Origin of the sequence: Mogibacterium pumilum, from assembly GCF_002243385.1 — a bacterium.
Lineage (GTDB): Bacteria > Bacillota > Clostridia > Peptostreptococcales > Anaerovoracaceae > Mogibacterium > Mogibacterium pumilum.
Genome location: NZ_CP016199.1, coordinates 70,481 through 72,722, shown reverse-complemented (window position 1 = coordinate 72,722; position 2,242 = coordinate 70,481). Strand labels below are relative to the sequence as shown.

Genomic DNA, 2,242 nt, shown 5'->3' with positions numbered 1-2,242 from the left:
GTTCTGTGGTGTTTGCAGGACTATGGAGTTTAGCTCAATAGATGCGCGATGCCGCAAGATGCGGCTACGCGCATCTGTCGTAGATGAGAGGATTTAAGATGATTGAATTTGATGAGATAAAGCAGGCTTTACCAGGTGAGCTTGATAAGCTCCGTGAGGTTGGAGACTATCTTTGACCCGACTGGCTTAAGAGATAAGATTTCGGATATGGAACAAGAGATGCTAAAATCGGGTTTCTGGGATTCACCTGACGATGCACAGAAGCTGATGAAACAGAAGAAACATCTTGAAAATGAACTCGAGCAGTACGAGAGTCTCTGCAAGGGCTTCGATGACATATCCGATATGATTGAGCTCGCCGAAGAGTATGATGATTACTCGGAGGCCAAGAATATCATCAAAGAATATAAGAGACTCAGCGAAGAGATGAAAGACCTTGAGCTGAGCAGACTCCTGACCGGCAAGTATGATGATAAGGATGCTATTCTAAGTATTCATGCTGGAACGGGTGGCGTAGATGCTATGGACTGGGCGGAGATGCTGATGAGAATGTATCTCAGATATACAGATCAGCACGGTTTCAAGACTGATGTCGTTGACATACAGAACGATACGCTCGCAGGTATTAAGAGCTGCACTATAGTTATCAGTGGAATCAATGCATATGGATATCTGCGAAGCGAAACTGGAGTCCATAGACTCGTGCGCATATCACCGTTTAACTCTGCGGGCAAGAGACAGACTTCTTTTGCGGCTGTCGAAGTCGTTCCGGATATAGGAGATAGCATCGAGATTAACATCGACCCTAAAGACCTTAAGATTGACACGTACAGGAGTTCGGGAGCTGGCGGACAGCATGTCAACACAACTGATTCGGCTATCCGTATAACGCACCTTCCAACCAACATAGTTGTAACGTGTCAGAATGAACGTTCACAGCTCTACAACAAGGAGATGGCGATGAAGATTCTGGCATCGAGACTCCAGCAGCTCGCCGAGGCAGAGCACAAGGAGAGCCTCGATGAGCTTAAGGGAGATATGAGCCAAGTGACGTGGGGTGCGCAGATTAGATCCTATGTATTCCAACCATATACGATGGTCAAAGACCATAGGACGAATGTAGAAGTTGGAAACATTAGCGCCGTGATGGACGGGTCGCTTGATGAGTTCATCAAGGCGAAGCTTACGCAAGAAGCGAAGGAGAGTTGTGTACAATGAAGAAGTACATAGTGTTTGATTTCGACGGAACTCTCCTCGATACCGATCAGCTTATCATCGATTCGTGGCAGGCGGTTTTTCGCAGATTTCGAGGCAAAGAAGCTGATGAATCACTGATACTTTCCACGTTCGGTGAGACAGTTGCGAACACAGTTAGGGATTTATTTGCAGATGAAAATCTAGATGATGTTCTGGCGGTGTATCGCGGTTATCAGATGGAACATAGCGAAGGTGCTTACAAATTGTATTCAGGCATAAAGGAGCTCCTCGACGAGCTGATAGAACGTGGCTACTCGCTATCTATAGTGACTTCGAGGCTTGGAAATACTGCTATGCAGTATCTTGGAGAGATGGGCATCAAGGATAAATTCGATGTCATCATCACTGCAAACGACGTGACAGAGCACAAGCCTGAACCTGGTCCGTTGCTGGCGGCGCTCGAGAGGCTTGGGGCAAAGAGAGAAGAAGCCATAATGCTCGGTGATACGAGATTCGATATAGGCTGCTGTCAAAATGCGGGCGTCGATAGCATCATGGTAGGATGGGGCCGCAGGGGTGGGAATGCACCACTCGGCGGACTTGAGCCAACATACAGGATTTATAAACCTGAAGAGCTGTTTGAGATAATCGAGGGATAAAATGCTGAACCTATTTATGGCACGAGAGTGCATGAACAAGGAGAAGTTCATATATGAGAATATAAAGGGCAAGACATATGTCCTGGTACCGAACCAGTATACTCTTGTCGCGGAGGAACAGGCGCTTAAGTATACAGGCAGTGCCTGTCTTCTTGATATTGAGATTCTCTCGCTAAATAGGCTAGGGCAGAGGATTATGGCTGAGCAGGGTGATGAGAATATCGAGATTCTCGACCGATATGGGCGTCACATGCTTCTGTACAAGATTATAAAATCGCACAAAGATGAACTGGAAGTGTTCAAATCAGCGGCTGATCAGAGCGGATTTATCGATATGATCAACGATTTCATCGCTGACTTCAAGCAGCAGGATTGCTCTCTCAATG

3 protein-coding genes are annotated in these 2,242 nt (G+C 46.5%); all 3 read left to right on the top strand.

Annotation, left to right across the window (positions count from 1 at the left end; translation table 11 throughout):
* The first annotated feature begins 98 nt into the window (after positions 1-98).
* Positions 99-1,218 (top strand): peptide chain release factor 2 gene (prfB, locus tag AXF17_RS00325; RefSeq protein ID WP_207651565.1). Its coding sequence is split into 2 segments (ribosomal slippage): positions 99-164 and positions 166-1,218, totalling 1,119 coding nucleotides; the frame shifts between segments, so codons are not numbered across the junction.
* A complete protein-coding gene (locus tag AXF17_RS00320; protein ID WP_094233280.1) occupies positions 1,215-1,856 on the top strand; it encodes an HAD family hydrolase in 642 nt (213 codons plus the stop codon). Before prfB ends, AXF17_RS00320 begins: the two co-directional genes overlap by 4 nt.
* A gap of 1 nt (position 1,857) precedes the next feature.
* A partial coding sequence (locus tag AXF17_RS00315) for a hypothetical protein (RefSeq protein WP_207651564.1) occupies positions 1,858-2,242 on the top strand: 385 nt, incomplete at its 3' end.

What these genes read in the sequence shown, in the direction of transcription:
- AXF17_RS00320 (WP_094233280.1), top strand. Translation starts at nt 1,215, where the DNA reads ATGAAGAAGTACATAGTGTTTGATTTCGACGGAACTCTCCTCGATACC.